Source organism: Paenibacillus marinisediminis (assembly GCF_054343325.1).
Window position 1 is genome coordinate 336,160 of sequence record NZ_JBTGUH010000004.1, and the last position, 16,729, is coordinate 352,888.

At 46.1% G+C, this 16,729-nt stretch carries 16 protein-coding genes and 1 riboswitch; of the genes, 4 read left to right on the plus strand and 12 right to left on the minus strand.

The features are described from left to right. Positions 1–95: 95 nt before the first annotated feature. The 3 genes from ACXX53_RS12725 to lipA form a co-directional block, all read right to left on the minus strand. Positions 96–893 carry a CAP domain-containing protein gene (locus ACXX53_RS12725; protein WP_458569019.1) on the minus strand — a complete coding sequence of 266 codons (798 nt, stop codon included), beginning with the start codon at positions 891–893 and terminating at the stop codon, positions 96–98. A 5-nt stretch (positions 894–898) separates the two neighbouring features. Then, positions 899–1,027, minus strand: a riboswitch (cyclic di-AMP (ydaO/yuaA leader). Positions 1,028–1,172: 145 nt separating this feature from the next. Beyond that, complete coding sequence (locus tag ACXX53_RS12730) at positions 1,173–1,961, minus strand: YutD-like domain-containing protein (RefSeq protein WP_458569020.1); 789 nt, start codon at positions 1,959–1,961, stop codon at positions 1,173–1,175. Between the two features lie 100 nt (positions 1,962–2,061). Further along, entirely contained in the window at positions 2,062–2,946 is an 885-nt protein-coding gene (lipA, locus tag ACXX53_RS12735; protein WP_458569021.1) for a lipoyl synthase, read from the minus strand. 321 nt (positions 2,947–3,267) lie between these two features. Here lipA and ACXX53_RS12740 point away from each other — a divergent pair, with 321 nt between their 5' ends. Beyond that, entirely contained in the window at positions 3,268–4,341 is a 1,074-nt protein-coding gene (locus tag ACXX53_RS12740) for a M23 family metallopeptidase (protein WP_458569022.1), read from the plus strand. A gap of 79 nt (positions 4,342–4,420) precedes the next feature. Here the strand turns inward: ACXX53_RS12740 and yunB are convergent, their stop codons facing one another. The 7 genes from yunB to ACXX53_RS12775 form a co-directional block, all read right to left on the minus strand. Further along, complete coding sequence (gene yunB, locus ACXX53_RS12745) at positions 4,421–5,464, minus strand: sporulation protein YunB (RefSeq protein WP_458569023.1); 1,044 nt, start codon at positions 5,462–5,464, stop codon at positions 4,421–4,423. A 593-nt stretch (positions 5,465–6,057) separates the two neighbouring features. Further along, positions 6,058–6,777, minus strand: coding sequence for an ABC transporter ATP-binding protein (locus tag ACXX53_RS12750; RefSeq protein ID WP_458569024.1), 720 nt, complete (start codon positions 6,775–6,777; stop codon positions 6,058–6,060). Then, complete coding sequence (locus ACXX53_RS12755; RefSeq protein ID WP_458569025.1) at positions 6,770–7,588, minus strand: ABC transporter permease; 819 nt, start codon at positions 7,586–7,588, stop codon at positions 6,770–6,772. The genes ACXX53_RS12750 and ACXX53_RS12755 overlap by 8 nt, the downstream gene beginning before the upstream one ends. Before the next feature lies 1 nt (position 7,589). Beyond that, entirely contained in the window at positions 7,590–8,171 is a 582-nt protein-coding gene (locus ACXX53_RS12760) for a nitrous oxide reductase accessory protein NosL (RefSeq protein ID WP_458569026.1), read from the minus strand. Continuing rightward, the gene (locus ACXX53_RS12765) at positions 8,171–9,628 is read right to left on the minus strand and encodes a right-handed parallel beta-helix repeat-containing protein (RefSeq protein ID WP_458569027.1); all 1,458 of its coding nucleotides are present in this window, start codon (positions 9,626–9,628) and stop codon (positions 8,171–8,173) included. The genes ACXX53_RS12760 and ACXX53_RS12765 overlap by 1 nt, the downstream gene beginning before the upstream one ends. Before the next feature lie 176 nt (positions 9,629–9,804). Continuing rightward, positions 9,805–10,932: a glycerate kinase family protein gene (locus ACXX53_RS12770; RefSeq protein WP_458569028.1), complete on the minus strand. Its 1,128-nt coding sequence runs from the start codon at positions 10,930–10,932 to the stop codon at positions 9,805–9,807. 74 nt (positions 10,933–11,006) lie between these two features. Further along, the gene (locus tag ACXX53_RS12775; protein ID WP_458569069.1) at positions 11,007–11,633 is read right to left on the minus strand and encodes a pyridoxamine 5'-phosphate oxidase family protein; all 627 of its coding nucleotides are present in this window, start codon (positions 11,631–11,633) and stop codon (positions 11,007–11,009) included. Positions 11,634–11,888: 255 nt separating this feature from the next. Here ACXX53_RS12775 and ACXX53_RS12780 point away from each other — a divergent pair, with 255 nt between their 5' ends. The 3 genes from ACXX53_RS12780 (at position 11,889) to ACXX53_RS12790 (ending at position 15,013) form a co-directional block, all read left to right on the plus strand. Continuing rightward, positions 11,889–12,875 carry a phosphotransferase enzyme family protein gene (locus tag ACXX53_RS12780; protein WP_458569029.1) on the plus strand — a complete coding sequence of 329 codons (987 nt, stop codon included), beginning with the start codon at positions 11,889–11,891 and terminating at the stop codon, positions 12,873–12,875. A gap of 94 nt (positions 12,876–12,969) precedes the next feature. Continuing rightward, positions 12,970–14,106: a hypothetical protein gene (locus tag ACXX53_RS12785; RefSeq protein ID WP_458569030.1), complete on the plus strand. Its 1,137-nt coding sequence runs from the start codon at positions 12,970–12,972 to the stop codon at positions 14,104–14,106. 217 nt (positions 14,107–14,323) lie between these two features. Beyond that, entirely contained in the window at positions 14,324–15,013 is a 690-nt protein-coding gene (locus ACXX53_RS12790; RefSeq protein ID WP_458569031.1) for an HAD family hydrolase, read from the plus strand. Positions 15,014–15,119: 106 nt separating this feature from the next. Here the strand turns inward: ACXX53_RS12790 and ACXX53_RS12795 are convergent, their stop codons facing one another. Further along, positions 15,120–15,929 (minus strand): TrmH family RNA methyltransferase, encoded by an 810-nt coding sequence (locus ACXX53_RS12795; RefSeq protein ID WP_458569032.1) that lies wholly within the window; start codon positions 15,927–15,929, stop codon positions 15,120–15,122. After that, positions 15,926–16,591, minus strand: a complete 666-nt coding sequence (locus tag ACXX53_RS12800) for a potassium channel family protein (RefSeq protein ID WP_458569033.1) — start codon at positions 16,589–16,591, stop codon at positions 15,926–15,928. Before ACXX53_RS12800 ends, ACXX53_RS12795 begins: the two co-directional genes overlap by 4 nt. Positions 16,592–16,729: the final 138 nt, after the last annotated feature.

Below are 16,729 nucleotides of genomic sequence, written 5' to 3' on the forward strand. Positions count from 1 at the left end.
ACCGTAGGGATAGCCTTTTGTCTGTTTATTAGGCAACAAAAAAAGGTTGTCTCAACCTTCACTGGAAGGAATGTTGAGACAACCTGATAATTAATTTAGCCTATGAATTCTTGAACCCATTCGCCGTTGTAGTAAGCTACGCCAATCTTCGTGTAGCTGCTATTCAAAATATTTTGACGATGACCTGCGCTATTCATCCATGCGTCCATTACTTCCTGCGGTGAACGCTGACCCTTAGCAATGTTCTCACCTGCTGTTCTGTACGTAATTCCATTTGCTTGCATCATATCAAATGGAGAACCATACGTAGGCGATTGATGATCAAAGTAGTTATTGTCATACATGTCTTTGGCTTTAAGCATCGCTACATCAGACAGCTTGCTATCGACTGTCAAAGGAGACAAGCCTGCCGCTGCACGCTCTTGGTTAACAAGCTCTGCAACTTGTGCGGCATACTCTGAGAGATTAGCTTGGTTCTGATCGTCGTTAGCCTGTGAGTTCTCGTCCTGACCTTGGTTCTGATCTTGGTTCTGACCTTGACCATTATTCGGATCTTGGATCTGACCTTGGTTCTGATCTTGACCATTATTCGGATCCTGGATCTGACCTTGGTTCTGATCTTGGTTCTGACCTTGATCACAGTTCGGGTCTTGAATCTGACCTTGATCAAAAATCGGGTTATGACCTTGTCCTGGTGTATGAATGATTGGTTTCCATGTTGCTAACCATTGTTGCAATGCCGCATTCCAATTGGACGAGTTAAAGCTATATTGAACCTTAACTGCATCACAGTTTGTTGCTTGTGCTGGCGCTGCTGCAGCGGATCCTGCAGCCAAAAATGGGCTGCAAGCTAGTACGCCTGCTACTGCCAATGTGAACATGTGTTTCTTCATCATCAATTCTCTCCCTTTGTAGCCTACGAGGTTAGCTGTCGGGTTCGAGTGAAAGAGTCTCCTCGATCGCATACACGATTTCACCCCCATATGTGGTTCCCCCGCGCTCTTATGAGCTTCGGCTTTGTTTTTGAATTTCTTACAGAATTGTAACATGTTTGGTAGCAGCAATCATTTCAAATTTATTGTAATTTAATACATATTATTACATCAGACCCATATCGCAGGAATACAAAAAGACCAACCGCATATATAAACGGTTGGCCTGTCTTACTCTTATTATGAGCGTACACTTTCTGTAGCTCGTTGCATTTCACTGTCACGCCCGCTTCCGGTCTGCGGTTTACCGCCTGATTGCTGTCCGCCTTGTTTGCTGGTCTTGAAGCGGTTGCGCTGCTGACGGTTCGACTTATTGCGGTCTCCACGATCACCGCGTTCAGCACGGTCATTACGTTCCGCACGATCCGGCTTCTCGTTTCGTTCTGATCGTGGTCCACGGTCCTGCTCCCCGCGAGCTTGTCTATCCTGCCGAACCGGACGCCCGTTTCGCTCCTGCTTATCGCTGCGCTCTGTGCGGAATTGACGCTCTATACGTCTATAACGTTCCGCACGCGAGATCGGCTCGTCTGAGCCCGCTTCTGAAGCATCCTGCTTATCGTCAGCCTCTGCAAGGCGCGGTGATAACGATATGCCCTGCTGCATATCTGCGCCGTCAGTCACGTCCTCGGCTGCAGCAGCGCCTTCCATCTCCGCATCTGACTCCCAAGATTCTATCGTGCGTCCACGTCCGTCCTTAGAAGGCTTTTTCTCCAAGATGAAATAAGCACAGCCGAAATTGCAATATTCATTAATATAGTCCATGATCCCAAACATCGTTGTATCCTTCGTGCTCTTGGGATGATTATCCTTGAAGAAGCCCTTCAATCGCAATTGATTGTATCCCCAGTCTCCAACAATATAATCGTACCGATCCAGCACTTCACTATAACGGTCACGAAACATTTCCGGATTCCATGCGGTCCGATGCTCTTTCACGATCTCATACGTTTTACCACCAATATGAATCACTGTCCTATTTCCTCCTTCCCGTCTCTTCCGCCCCCAACGGACCATCCTATTCCGCCCATTCACAGCTTAGCATGTTTACATCTAACTGATTGCAGTTAGTCTAAACTTGAGCAGTCTTGTTCTCATGTGCTGATTTCACCTGTTCATGAGCATGATACGAGCTGCGTACCAATGGACCCGATTCCACATGGCTAAATCCACGCTTGAGTCCTTCTTCCTTCAGGATCTCGAATTGTTCCGGGGTATAGTAATGTTCCACGTTTAAATGCTTGGACGTAGGCTGCAAGTACTGTCCGATTGTCAATATATCAACATCGACCGCGCGCAAATCGTCCATCGTTTTTAATATTTCATCCCATTCCTCGCCAACGCCCAGCATAATGCTTGACTTCGTAGGAATGTTAGGCTGCATAAGCTTAGCTTGACGCAGCAGTTCTAATGTACGTTCATACTTCGCCTTAGCCCGCACTCGGTCTGACAGGCGCTCTACCGTCTCGACATTATGGTTCAAGATGTCTGGTTTAGCATCCATGACAACCTTAAGTGCGTCCCAATTGCCCATGAAGTCAGGAATCAGTACTTCTACGGAGCAAAACGGCATACGACGGCGAATCGCTGCAATCGATCCAGCAAAGATAGAAGCTCCGCCATCCTTCAAATCATCTCGTGCAACAGAGGTTACGACACAATGACGCAATCCCATGCGTTCAGCAGCTTCCGCTACACGTTCTGGTTCCTGCAAATCGAGTTCAGTCGGCATTCCAGTGTTAACTGCGCAAAAACGGCACGCCCGCGTGCAAATGTCTCCCAAAATCATAAATGTCGCTGTGCGATTAGCCCAGCATTCATATATATTCGGACAACGCGCTTCTTCACAGACTGTATGAAGCGTTTTAGCGCGCATCATATCCTTTATCTCGGAGTAGTTCTCATCTGTAGTCAGTTTAATGCGAATCCAGTCGGGTTTTTGCAATTTCGTTTTCATTAGTGGGCAACCTACCTTCTTATATCACTTAACCTCGACCCTTGCTGATATCGTCTTCGTCTCTTGCACAATATTACTTGGATACACAGCAAGAGCCCTCACCAAGTAACTTAAACTATGATTGAGCTTAGCATATTTTAATTATTCAATCAATTTATTGTCCAATTTTTACCCACTTTTCAATAGACATAATGCCGTTATATGGAGACAGAATCTTTCGAAATCATCGAATTGCGATCCGTTTGATTACTTTGGATAAGTTCGTTATATCCGTACATCCTAAGCATAACTATTCTGTCACTTGTGAAGGAAGGTAAGAACATGAGACGATTCGTGATCCTCTTGACAATAAGCAGTGTCATTTGGGGAACCACCAACCTTTCCGCAACTAATGCGTATGCAGATCCAGCCCCCGCAACATCCGAGTCGACTGAGCATAAACCGCCAGAAGCGGCATCAGGCGATAATCCATATAAACAGCGGAGATATATTTATGATAAGCTAAGCGCTCTGACAGGCATCCCCTGGTATCGGCTCGCTGCTGTGGACCAATATGAGCGCACCTTGACGAAGGCCAATCCGAAGAAGCGCGAGCATCCTGATCGTGTAATCGGCGTGTACGTTGAGCAGCCCACATGGACTGGAATGCTCAACCCTGACCCAGAAGATCAGAATCCAAAGTCCATCTCGATGTTCCACGGATTAGGCAAGGATGGCTCAGGCGATGCTCTTGCTGATCGCAACAATGATATTGATCTTCTATACAGCGTTTCAGCATTTATCGGATCGTATGGAATTCATGAGGATGACTTCGCTGTTGGCTTGTGGAATTATTACAAGAATAGTCGCGCGGTTCAGCGAGTGCTGCAGTTCTCACGATTATATGAGCATTTTGATCAAATACAATTGCAAGGGAGTGCATTCCCGCTTCCTGTCAATGCTACTTACTCTTACCGGAGCACCTGGGGGATGGGTCGACATTACGGCGGATTCCGCATTCACGAAGGAACTGACATCTTTGCACCGTACGGCGTGCCTGTCAGAAGCACCTGCTACGGCATCGTTGAGGTGAAGGGCTGGAACCGATATGGAGGTTGGCGAATAGGCATTCGAGATATAAACAATCTGTACCATTATTACGCACATCTATCGGGGTACAACAAAACGCTGAACCAAGGCGATATCGTCTCCCCTGGACAAGTTATCGGATGGGTAGGCAGCTCGGGATATGGTAAGCCTGGAACCTCCGGCAAGTTTCCTCCTCATCTTCATTTCGGTGTATATCGCGATCGTGGATTAGTGGAATATGCATTCGATCCCTACCCGTTGCTGAAGAAATGGGAAAATGAGGAGAAGCGCAATTTGCGTGCGGCACAGCATAAAAAGTCCAATTAATCCCCAACAGATAATAGCGGAGAGGTACAAACGTTCAAATCGTTTATACCTCTCCGCTACATTACTGTCTGATCATAACTTAAGGACTATGCTCCTGTTCACTCTCTCCGACTGGATTAGATTCACCCGTCGTACCCTCAGGCTTAATGACAGGCGTTTCTCCTTGAGGAGCAACACTTACCCCAGGATTATTTTGCGTTGTCCCCTTGTCTTTCGATAATGGAGGCAGTGATATCGCAGGCGCCTGATCGCGGTTCGTTCCCACTGGATTGCCCGCTCCATCGTAGTAGTACATAGGTACATCGCCTACAACAAGCAGGTACGAGATCGGAATCTCGGTTTCGACTATTTCAGGCTGAGAGTCAAACGGGATGACGATAGCGACTTCCTCCACCACTTTCACATAGACTTCCACCAACACCATATTAATAGCAACGTCACGTGCTCTCGTACTCAGTTCAACCTTAACTGCTCCCTGAGGTTCCATCTTTATCGGAATCCGCGGACCAAAAGAAGCGATAATCGCGCTTCCCAATACCTGCCCCAGCGGGATATGATCCTTGAATTCTTCCATTGCATGTAGCGCATCTTGTACGACGGTAACGGTCTCAGACGTAATTCGCATATGCTCATTCGAATTGAGAATAAAGCTGGATACTTTTCCTTGATTATCTTTATTCCATTGAATTAACTGATCCATCGACCTGCCATTCGTAATCTGTTCGCTGATCGCTTTATTAATCGCTTGTGTTGCCATCTGCTTCATTCTAATCTTGGCTAAGTGCATAAGCGGTTCGCGAAGATGCCTATCTACATATATAAACATCTGCACCGACAACAATATAAAGATCAGCAGCGTAATCAGCCACAGCCTTCGCTTGCGCTTACGCTTAGGCACTTGCTGCTTCCAGCCAGCAAAATTGCGGCTTTCAAGCGCTGAACCCGCGCCTGAGACGATCGGCCGCGCAGCAGATGATGAATGCCACTTCACCCGCTTCACGCGGGGCGCGCGTCTCCACGCAGGCAGACGAATGCTGCTGCCACTTCCCCAACGACGCGGCCTTCTTACACCCGTAAAGGCTTGCATAAGCCGTCTGAGCAAGGAATCATTTCCCCATCGCACACGCTCACCTCCTTTACTATTCCCATCAATCTCAATCAGCCTGTACTTTGTATATGTATGCGCAAGTGGACAGGAACAGTATGGTCTGCCTACAACTTGAGCTTAATCATCGCTAAACGATCTTATAAAATGAAACGGGGCTGTCCCAAAAGTCATTTTTCTCATGTCTTTTGGGACAACCCTTCTTTGCTTCTACACCAGTAAGAGACCGCATATCTAGTCGATGAGACAGGATATGCGGTCTTTTTATCCGATAGCACATACGGTGACAGTAAGGCCGTATGACCCGGGCTTGAACGGACACAGGGGCCGCTATTTCATGATTTCGGGGTATTTTTTGAGAGCTTGCGGACACAGATGACGCTATTTGCTTCAAAACTAGCACTAAACTGCTTATTTGGGTCAAATAACGGCTCTACTGTCCGCTAGTATGGCGAATTAGTGGTGTTTGCTGCAAATAGCGGCTCGTGTGTCCGCGCGAGGCCTGTATTGCAAAAAAATTACATTCCAGGCATCACAACCGCATTAGTGAGCCAAAAAACAAGGGGCTTTCCCATTTTGAGACAGCCCCGTTCAATCATACGTGCAATATATTAACGGAATCCAAGCATGTCAGCGAAAGCTTGCTCCAGTCCCGATGTTCCGTCCTTCTGCCGGAAAGACTCCACCGTTCCTTCATTGACAATACGCCCTTCTTTTAAAAAGACAACTCGGTCTGCTACCGCGTTCGCAATCTGAAGCTGATGTGTTGAGAATATGATGGCATGGCCTTCACTCTTGGCGGCACGTACCAGATCAACAAAGGAATTCATCCAATACGGGTCCAAGCCGTTTGTCGGCTCATCCAGAACGAGCAGCGAAGGCTTGGAAAGCAAGGCTTGAGCAAACAGCAGACGCTGTCTCATTCCTTTGGAGAAAGAAGACACCGGCTTGGACTTAACCTCGCTTAGACCAACCACCTGCAGCACTTCTTGCACTCGTTCCGCAGGTACTTTCCTTAAGCTTGCCCAGAAGCTCAGCGTCTCTCTTGCGCTTAAGCCTTGGCCAAATAGATACTCATCCGGCATGTACCCGATCTGCTCCGCGTAAGACTTGCGATTCCCTTTCCAACGCAGTCCGTTTACGGCAATCTCTCCTTGCGTCGGCTGAAGAATACCAGTAATCATGCGCAAAATGGTACTCTTCCCCGCTCCATTGCCCCCGCACAACGCTATGATCTCTCCTTCGTTAATACACAGGTTCACATCGTGAATGATAGGCGTTTTTCGAATCTGCTTGCTGACATGTTCAAGCTTAAGCACGGCTTCAGCCACGAGCACGACCCCTTTCCCAGAAGAAATAGGCGGTGCCTACTGCAATTGCAACCCATATGAAGCTGATCACGATAAAGTAGAACGTGCCGTCAGGAACGTAGATCCATTGTACCCATTTGTAATATTCAGGACCCAATATCGAACCGCCGCCTAATTTTACAACGACAAATATGCGAACCAGCTCCGCTGGATTCAAGAACGTAAGCGCAATGAGAACAGGCTTAATCCATAGATAAGGTATGATTCCTAGGATAGCGATTAGCAGTGTCGGCCACCCGATGACGGTGAAGAACCAGACTGCTACGCCAATCGTCAGCGCTTGCCAGCGATTAGCCGCCAATGTTCCAATTCCTAATGCAATTGCAAGATACAGTACGACCAAGCCTGTCGAGAATACAGCAAACTGTACGAATGTGGCCGTGTCAAAGCCGTTGCCAAAGAGAACCCCCACCATGCCTGTTAAGCCGTAGCCAAATGCGATAATCGTCAACAGTACGACAAGCAGGCCCGCATATTTGCCGAGGATGAACGACAACGTGCTGATCGGATAGGTTGACAGCAGCTGCCAGCTTCCTTCCTCCTTCTCTGCTGTTAACGAGAATGAGCCAATCAGCAGTGTCATCAATGGCAATAGGTATAGGATGAAGTTAAGCATCGTGCCTGTTATATTCGTATATCCCTCTATCGTTTGCTGTGCGTTGATGAATAGTAAGGATAGGCTGAATAGGCTGAAGAGCGCCATGAACGAGTACGACCATGGATTGCGGAATCCTATTTTTATTTCACGATTCGCCACATATAAAGCATCCATCTTATTTCTTGTCCTTATCGTCGTCGTGCTTATCTTCGCCGTGCATATCGCCTTTCATTTCGGATTTATCGTGCTCATCTTTCTCATGACCAGATTCCTTGCCTTTGTGGTGCATCATCATGTCCTTATTGCGTTCCCAGCTGTGAGAGTTAAGCTCCTCTGCCTTCATCAATTTGCCGACCTTATGCTCTTCCACATAAGCTTGTGCAGACGCCTCATCCTTGAAAGAATAGATACCATATGCCATTGGTGTTTTAAAGGATGCGTCGTATACATACGAAGCATTTGCGAATGGTACCCAATCCTTGCTGTTATAATCACGAACATACTCAGCGCCGATGGCCGCATCTCCGTGCTCCTGCGTCCATTTATGCATACAGCCGATATCATCGAACTTCATGGTCTTGCCATCAGTCGTTGTAAGCTGTACAGCGAAGGCATCATCCTTCACCTGCATACTGCATACGGTACACTTGTCGGTCTCTTCATGAATAGCTGCTGCTGCATATTTTTCTTTTCCACAACCATTCATGACCCCGATTATGATTAGAACCATAGCTAGTATAAACATTTTCTTCTTCATTAACGTTTCCTCCTCGATATGAACATGATCATCATTGAACCTAATAGCAGACATAGACTAATGGAAGCCAGCATCGTATCGCTGCTCGATCTTCCACTTGCAGGATCATCGGCTTGTCCTATTGGATTGGCAGGCTTCATTAGCGGCGCCTCATCCCTAGTCCAATTATCCTGATCTGCTGCAAACATACTCTCTAAAAATTGCATGCCCGGTGATTGAAAGAACAATTGATAGGCAGGTTGGTCTGCGGTTAATCGGCTGAAGAATGGATTAATCGCATATGCTGTGTTGCTATACCCGTCGCCATCGGTGTCAATGCCGCTGAATGCGTCCCAGTAGTTGCCAGACAGCTCATTCTGATCGCTGTCCATCGCTTCCGCATCAATCACATTCGTAACAAATTGATTGGCATACAGGCGGTTGTCAGTAGATGAAATAAGCTGGATCCCGACAAAGTTCTTGTGCACTTCATTACTGGATAACTCGTTCATCTTCGACTGTTCCATGTAGATACCGATTCGATTGCCTTCCAAGCGATTGTCATGGATCTTACTGTCCTTCACGTCATACAGCAATATCCCCTGTGACATGACGTTTTCGTTCTGCTTATAAAACGTATTACCCGAAAGTTCAGCTTCTTGAGCGATCATCACCATAGCGCCGGTAATATTATAGGAACCCTCATTGTCGTTAATATGCGTGCGATCCGTATACATACAATGAATACCGTAGCGCGAGTATTCGATGATATTGCCGCTCACAACCGTATCGTTACTTCTTTCCAGATAGATGCCATCATTTAAGCGAGAGATCTGATTATTCGAAATGACATTGTGATGTGAATTGTACAGATCGATTCCATTGCGCTTATCCGACATCTTCACTCGCGTGCCCTTCTTGGCGTTTACCCACTTCATTCGTGTGTCCGTAATTTCGTTACGATCCGCATCACGCAGCATGATTCCGTACCCGCTCGTCTCGATATTCAGTTCCTGCAGCAGCACCTCATTGGCCGTGAGCAGCAGTGCTGGAATCTCTCGATCCGCCTTCTGAGTTATGCTCAGTCCACGAATGGAAGCACGGTCTGCCGTTATAGTTACCGCGGGCTTGTCAGTCTCGTTCTGCAGTAGAACTTCTCCCTCCGCCACCAGGAAGATCGGCTTATCGATCGTTAATGTACCTTCGTATACCCCCGCTGGAATAACAACCGTCTCACCCTGCTTAGCAGCATCAACCAGCATCTGCACCTCACTGGCATTCCTGCTGTTCACATCGTCTTCAGCTCCTGCAAGTGAGCTATTCCATAGCCAAATGGCTGTTGATACGATGATGACACTCAAGCACATAATCATATGAAGGAACAAACGGGCAGCACTCTGATGTCGATTCTGCCGCTTGAGTCCAGTTGTGCTGATGTACCTCACCCCCCTTGGTACAAGATCTACCATCATCTCCATTATAGTCCTGTTGCTAGATATCCCGTATGACTCTTTCGAGCTAGGTCGAGTTCTTCTGTGTGACAGCTTTATGACATTTGTCACACTTCACCTCGCAGCACAAAGAGGGACAGGTATCCAAGCACCTGTCCCTCTGTTCTTCATTTCTAAATTCACCTAATACTATTCAAAGCTTTCTAATGTGAATAAATGCGAATGATCTGCTCAGCAGCCTGTTCCAGCAGCAATTCTGCCGCTTCCATCGCTTCTTCCAGCTTCATAGGTCGATTCACCATACTCACGACAGCCAGCACACCATGCTCATACAAGCCTTCATATCCTTCACCAATCGAGCCAGTCAGCACGATAACAGGCACGTGATACCGTTTAGCGATCTGCGCTACACCTGCTGGTGTCTTGCCTCTCAGTGTCTGACCATCCACTCGGCCTTCTCCTGTAATGACTAGATCCGCATGTCGCACTGCTTCATCCAATCCGGTCAATCGACTGACAATTGACACACCCGACTCTAATTCTCCTTTTAGAAAAGCCAGTATTCCACCGGCAAGCCCGCCAGCTGCGCCTGTACCCGAAATATGATGTATCGCCATACCGTTCACTTGTTCAATCATGTCTGCAAAATGCTTCAAATTGTGATCCAACTGCTGCACCATCTTGCTGGTCGCACCCTTCTGCGGACCGAATACAGCTGAAGCGCCGTTTGGTCCGATGAGAGGATTATCGACGTCGCATGCGATGATAAACTGACTGTCTAGAATGCGGTTGTCCATATGATCTAATCGAATCGACGCGATCTTGCCAAGCTCCCCGCCGCCATAGCCTATTGGCTGATGGTGTTCATCAATAAGCTCGACTCCAAGCGCTTGCAGCATGCCCGCTCCGCCGTCATTCGTCGCACTGCCTCCCAGACCAAGAATGAACCTGCGGCAGCCTTGATCAAGAGCCGCTAGAATGAGCTGCCCGAATCCATAGGTTGTCGTAGCCATGGGATTGCGTTCAGCCTCATCAATCAGATACAAACCAGATGACATCGCGAGTTCAATGATGCAAGTTATACCGTCCCCCAATATGCCAAAGCCCGACTCGATGTCTATTCCGAGCGGATTCTTCACGACTGCCGCGACATAACGTCCATTTGTGGCCGCAACTAAGCAATCCATCGTGCCTTCACCGCCATCCGCCATCGGTTTAACGGCAGTAACGATTTCAGGATTAAATCGTTTGATCCCTCTTTCAATGGCAAGGCCCGCTTTCTGAGCAGACAAGCTTCCTTTAAACGAGTCCGGTGCGATTATAATGTTCACTAATCGTTACTACCTCTCTTTCAATGATCTCATCAGATTAAACCTCGCTCAGCGCTTCTTTGCTATAAGGTTCGCTAATAGAGTCTCGTTTTGTATCCTTCCGCTAATCGATCAGCAATAACATCAGCCGACATACCCTCAAGCTTTGCGTGTTCTGATATTATTTTTGGAGCAGATGGCAACTTATCCTTACTGAGCCAAGAATCCGACTCCCATAGCTGCGAACGGTGAAAAGCTTTGGCACAATGCAAGTAACACTCCACTACTTCAACAATAATACCTACAATAGGAACACGGTTATTGACTGCCATTGGACTTAACAGATCTTCATCTTTGGTAATAAACGCACGGCCATTTACTCTTAGTGTTTCACCTAGTCCAGGAATTAAGAAAAGTAGACCTATGTGTGGATTGGATATAATGTTGCGCAAGGTGTCGATTCTTTTATTTCCAGGGCGTTCGGGAATTACTAAATGTTTATGATCTACTACATGAACGAAGCCAGGCTTATCTCCTCTAGGGGAAGCATCGCAATTACCTAAAGAATCAGAAGTTGACAATATGACAAATGGTGATTTTGAAATAAAGTCTCGACAGTTATGATCAAGTTGGAATATTACCTTGTGTTGGACAAGTTCACTCGGAAACCCTAGTAGTGAACGAAGTTCTGCTTCAGTGTTTATAAACTGGCGGGGATTTATCTCATTCAAAACCTATCACCCTTCCAATAAAAAGTGTAATATAACCACTACTTTGTTTTCACCGAAAAGAATGGAGACATATACGAAAGGCTGCCGAGAAGTTCGGCAGCCACTTGTTGTATTATCCAAGGAAAAATAACCTTGCACTCAATTATTAGTTTATTTCAGAGAAAAAGATAAGTCTATAACTTTTTGGAGATTTCAGGTAAAGTGGTTTGTACCCGGCCGGGAGACAGTGAACGTGGAGGTTCTAAGATGGTAACTCCTGAGATTTTGTCCAGAGCTGCAGAGTCGTTTGAATTTGATGTCAACACACTTCGGTTTATTAGCAGCTCAACCAATGAGGTATATCTTTTTACCAAGAATAATGAAAGCTTCATCTTACGATTATCTGAAAAGCCTCTTGCCTATGCAGAAAAAATAAGGGCTGAAGTTGACTGGGTGTACTACTTAGTACAGAACGGGGTTCGTGCATCACTGCCAATAAAGACTATTGATAACCAATTAACCGCTGTTTATGAAGAGAATGAAAAGTGTGTTATTGCAACGGCCTTTACTCGGGCACCAGGGAGATTTTTTGATAAGAATGATCCACTTCTGTGGGGGTCAGCTATATATAAGCAGTGGGGAGAAATCATGGGGAGGATGCACATGCTCTCTAAATGCTATAAACCCTCAGATCGAGTTGCAAAAAGAGATGACTGGAGCAGATGGAAAATAGAAAAACCACATCTACAACATGGCAATTATTTAGTACTGCTCGAGAAATTAAGAACCCTCGAAAACAGAATCGATTCCCTTCCTCGCGAAGGACATTCGTATGGATTGATCCATAATGATTTACATCTCTATAATTTCCATATCGACGAGGATAGGATTACTCTATTCGATTTTGATGACAGTATTTATGGTTGGTTCTCACTGGATATTGCAATAGCGGCAACACATGCCGTTTGGTGGGGATCACCGAAAGATGATCGAGAGTCCAAAAATGAATTTGCTCTAACATTTCTGAATGATTTCCTTGAAGGGTACTTTAAGCATAATCACCTTGATCATTATTGGATTCAACAGATTCCCATGTTTATGGATTACAGAAATATTTGCTCCTTCTTTTGGTGGCTCCATAACTGGGATGGAGATGAAAGTAAGCTAAATGAATTTCAGAAAAGCGCAATTGCTAAGGCTGTACATTTAATTGAAAATGGCCGCCCTTTTGACGGCTGTGAGATTCGATTGTAGTAACTCAATGAATAAATGAGCGAATTAGCACAACTTCTTTTACAATTATTTGTATATTAATTTTAAGGCGGCAATGCAGAAAGTATAAAACATATTGGGAACATTTAAGAGTGAAAGGATTGATAGGAAAGTGAATGCCTACAACAAGAAACGGAATAATTGGGTTTGGTCTTCGTTTTTTTGGGGCATCATGGCTTTGATAGTCGTCATTATTTATTTATACTTCTTCTCAAAGAGCGGGTATGTGTACGAACGTAAAATCCTGGGCGAAATGGAGGATCAGCATGGGGTCGAATTTATCGTGACGGACAGACTAGAACGTAACGAGGACGGCTACCAGACGCTTGTCGTTGCTCCAAAGGACGAGCCCACCACCACCTTTATTGCCGAGCGGAACAACGGTGCCAACTCTGACGGTGGATTACCATACTGGGGAAGGTTAGGAGAGGATTATCGGACTACCCGTTATTTCTATCATTATCCGGAACTGGTGGAGAAGCATTTTGGCATCGGACCACAGGACCTTATCTCCTTGTACTGGGGAGCGGTGAAAGTGGGCGAACCGTATAGTTTTGATGAAGCGCTTCGAGAGAAGCCAAGCCAATACGTGCCGGTCACGATAGCTAATATGGATGAAACGATCCGTAAGGCAAAAGCTTTCTTTGAGGATGGTCAGCCACATAAGATCCATGAGCTGCACATGATTTACCAGGACGCGCGGCTGCCGAAAGATGTAAGCCCTAATTCTTTCGTGGACCACTTGTTTACCTTGGAAGGCGTGAAAGAGGATCAACACGATCCCTTCGGCTTTAGTACGGACTTATTGAGCGAGAAGGAGCTGAAGGAACAGACACTCAAACAGATCAAAAATCTGCTTTCTAGGAGTTTCGATTATCAATTCGACAAGCTCTACACTTTCCTGGAGCAGAAAGAAGTGGGCATATGGAGTTTGAATTCACGCTTCGACGACCAGTTGACCCATTACTCGCTGGAACTGGATATCGATAGCGAAAATTACACAAGCCAGGAAAATGATGTGCTCTACAAGATCTATAGTAAGGTGTGGCACCTCATGGAGAGCATGAAGCCCTTCCACGCTACTGAGGTCGTATTCAAGCTCCCTGGTGATGCAGGACGTATGGTTTACACCATACAGGCCCAAGATAACGCACAGTTGGTAGATAAGGAAACCTTCGACGCCCTCTTACAACCGCAAAAAAGCAGCGAGTAAAGAGTTCATAGTTGATAACGGGAACGAGAGTGGAGCAATAAGCTACAGCAGTTGCTCCACTTTTTTGTTCTACAAAATGGCAGATTGGTGTAGCTGCACCATTTAAATAACCACCGCCTATCGAGTTATATATCATAGATAATTTTGGATTATCGTGTAATCATGGAAACTTGAGGAAGATTACATAGCAATACATATTTGATAAGGGGGAGAACTTTTGAAGTATAAAGCTATCTTCTTTGACCGCGATGGTACGTTGGTCTTTAATGATCCTGTATGGGAAGCAATTCGCGATGACAAGCTGTCTGAATGGAGCGGTATTCCTTTTTTATTTTCTCATGAACTGTTTATGGAAGTTTTTCATGAGGTCTTGAATGGCGGTCATGATTTTGCACCCTATAAAAATGTTGAGCAAGAACTGAAGTTTTTCACCGAGTGGTACAGAGTATTGTTTAAAAGGCTTGGAATAACCGAACATGTTTCAGAACGTGTAGATTATCTAATGCAGCATTTATGGTATCTAAAGAAAGAGTTATTTGAAGAAACCATTGAGGCTTTGGAGTATTTTAAAGCTAGAGGATATAAAATGGGGGTTATTAGTGATTGCCCTCCATCGCTCGAAATGACATTAAGAACGGCGAATATTCATCGGTACTTCTCATCATTTACAGCAAGTTCACTTGTTGGAGTGGGTAAACCTCATCCTAAAATATTCAATGCTGCTTTAGATTCTCTAGGTGTAACTGCTGAGGAAAGTATATATGTTGACGATTACGAAGTTGAAGCGACGGGAGCCAGGGAACAAGGATTTACGTCTTTCTTAATTGATAGAAACCGAAAATCCAGCGACAAATGGACAATAAATAATTTAAGAGAGCTTGTAGATTTTGTAGAGAAATTAGATTAATCATGCTAAATAATAAGACTGGAAGAGGATCAGGGCACTACCCGATCATCTCCCAGTCTATAGCAAGTCCAAAGACAATAATTTAGTTTTCAGTCTAAGCCCGACTCTACTTCGAATAATACCGCTGCCTCATCGCCTCATACAGCAGCACCGAGGTCGCCATTGCCACATTCAGCGACTCCGCTTGTCCGCGCATCGGAATAATGACCGATGCGTCCACGAGCGCCTGAATCTCGGCGGACACGCCTTGGCCTTCGTTGCCGACCACGAGCCAGGTCGGTTCACGGAAAGAATGGCTGTAGCACGTATCTTCAGCTTGCAGGCTTGCGCTCACGACACGAGCACCGTGACGCTTCGCCTCAGCCAGCAGCTCGCTCAGATCGCCTTCCACAACAGGCAGGTGGAATAAGGAGCCCATCGTCGAGCGAACGGTCTTGCTGTTATACACGTCTACTGTGCCTTTGCCAAGCACAACGCCAGTTGCTCCGACCGCGTCGGCTGTACGGATGATCGTCCCTAGATTACCCGGGTCTTGTACACCGTCTACAGCAACCACGAGGGCGCCGCGATCCTCGAACACGCTTCTCCAGTTCGAGGAAGACTTCTTCACAACAGCAAATACCGGCTGAGGTGTCTCCGTCTCCGTGCATTTCTTAATAATAGCGTCCGTCACTGCCACCCATTCGATCTCATCCGAAGCGTGAAGCAGATCCGTTAGCTCAGCAGGAATACCCTTCTCATCATGAAACACGACGCACTCTACGCCTGCCCCTGAACGAAGCGCTTCCTGCACAAGGTGAACGCCTTCCGCGATAAAACGCCCTTCGCGATTGCGATGCTTGCGCTCCTGCAGCTGAGCCCATTGCTTAACTCGTATATTGTTAACCGATGTAATAACTGAAGGTTTATAACTCATACTATTGAATACGCCAACTCCATCTTCTTCAGATCGTTATTCTGACCAACGATAACGAGAATATCCCCTTCACTTAGCGGACTATTCGGTTTCGGCGAGATATCGATATCGCCGTTGTTCTTGATCGCCATAACGTTACAGCCGAATTTGGCGCGAATATCCAGCTCAACCAAGCTCTTGCCGACCATAGGACCTGCTGCGCGCATCTCAACGATACTGTGGTTTTCCGATAGCTCAATATAATCCAAAATGTTAGGAGATATCAGATTGTGTGCAACACGAGTACCCATATCCCGCTCAGGGAATACAACCTTATCTGCACCGATCTTGCTTAATACTTTACCGTGAAGCTCATTCTGTGCTTTTGCTACAATCTTCGGTACGCCTAGATCCTTGAGGATCAGTGTCGTTAATATACTTGCCTGTATATCTTGTCCAATCGCAACCACAACTACATCAAAATTGCGCACACCGAGCGCCTTCAAGGCATCTTCATCTGTACAATCAGCTGATACGGCATGTGTAACTATATTCGCAACATCTTGAATTCGTTGTTCGCTTGAATCTATAGCCAGTACTTCGAAGCCTAGCTTACTAAGGCTCCGGGCAATACTGGAACCGAAACGTCCCATCCCTATGATAGCATATTGCTTTTTGGCCATGGTCCCAACTCCCTCCCGTTACCAATACATAATTAGATTTATTATAACACAAGCGATATTCACTGTCCTAATTCACGGTGCATGCATCGCAATTAAGTTGGAGACGCTAAAGGCGATTACTGATGCAGGAGGTTGACA

Bases quoted from the DNA above. Each gene is read 5' to 3' on its own strand.
- ACXX53_RS12740 (WP_458569022.1), top strand. From the start codon at position 3,268: ATGAGACGATTCGTGATCCTCTTGACAATAAGCAGTGTCATTTGGGGA.
- ACXX53_RS12725 (WP_458569019.1), bottom strand. From the start codon at position 893: ATGAAGAAACACATGTTCACATTGGCAGTAGCAGGCGTACTAGCTTGC.
- ACXX53_RS12760 (WP_458569026.1), bottom strand. From the start codon at position 8,171: ATGAAGAAGAAAATGTTTATACTAGCTATGGTTCTAATCATAATCGGG.
- ACXX53_RS12755 (WP_458569025.1), bottom strand. From the start codon at position 7,588: ATGGATGCTTTATATGTGGCGAATCGTGAAATAAAAATAGGATTCCGC.
- ACXX53_RS12780 (WP_458569029.1), top strand. From the start codon at position 11,889: ATGGTAACTCCTGAGATTTTGTCCAGAGCTGCAGAGTCGTTTGAATTT.
- ACXX53_RS12800 (WP_458569033.1), bottom strand. From the start codon at position 16,591: ATGGCCAAAAAGCAATATGCTATCATAGGGATGGGACGTTTCGGTTCC.
- ACXX53_RS12765 (WP_458569027.1), bottom strand. From the start codon at position 9,628: ATGGAGATGATGGTAGATCTTGTACCAAGGGGGGTGAGGTACATCAGC.
- lipA (WP_458569021.1), bottom strand. From the start codon at position 2,946: ATGAAAACGAAATTGCAAAAACCCGACTGGATTCGCATTAAACTGACT.
- ACXX53_RS12795 (WP_458569032.1), bottom strand. From the start codon at position 15,929: ATGAGTTATAAACCTTCAGTTATTACATCGGTTAACAATATACGAGTT.